Source organism: Mesorhizobium sp. M7A.T.Ca.US.000.02.2.1, from assembly GCF_003996995.1.
Taxonomy (GTDB): domain Bacteria; phylum Pseudomonadota; class Alphaproteobacteria; order Rhizobiales; family Rhizobiaceae; genus Mesorhizobium.
Window position 1 is genome coordinate 1 of the sequence record NZ_RZTT01000878.1, and the last position, 566, is coordinate 566.

Consider the following 566-nt stretch of genomic DNA (forward strand, 5'->3'; position numbering starts at 1 on the left):
TTCCGATCCTGCAGAAGGGCATTTCCTACATCGCCGGCTACGGCCTGCGCATCCTCGCGATTTTCCAGAGCCCGGGCCAGGTACGCGATCCGCGCGCCGGCTACGGCCCGGACGGCGCCGATACGATCTTCGACAATATGGACGTGAACGTGGTGTTCACGCCCGCGAACATCCGCATCGCCGAGGAAATTTCCAAGGAACTCGGTACCGAGACGGTCAAGAAGAAGTCGAAGGGCAAGTCAGGCATCGCCTTCAAATCCAAGAGCCATTCCGAGAACGAGGCCGAGCACAGTCGCGCGCTCCTGCTGCCGCAGGAAGTCAAGGAAATCGGCCAGTGGGAGGAAATCCTGTTCGTGCGCGGCACCAAGGCGATTCAGTGCGAGAAGGCTCGGTACTTCCTGGACCCGGTTTTCACTGACCGGCTGCGCTCGGTGTCGAAGATCCTGCAGGAGGGTTGCAAGGAAGGCGAGCCGCCGACGCGCGAGCTGTTGGAGCACGCCGCGCAGAGCGGCAGCCTGGCCGCCGATGTTCCGGTGCTGGCGCCGGTCAAACTCGACCTACAGGAC

General features: G+C 62.7%; 1 protein-coding gene. It reads left to right on the top strand.

The window, feature by feature from the left end; translation table 11 throughout:
- On the top strand, positions 1–566 hold a 566-nt coding region (locus EOD15_RS35250; RefSeq protein WP_185929185.1), incomplete at both ends, for a type IV secretory system conjugative DNA transfer family protein.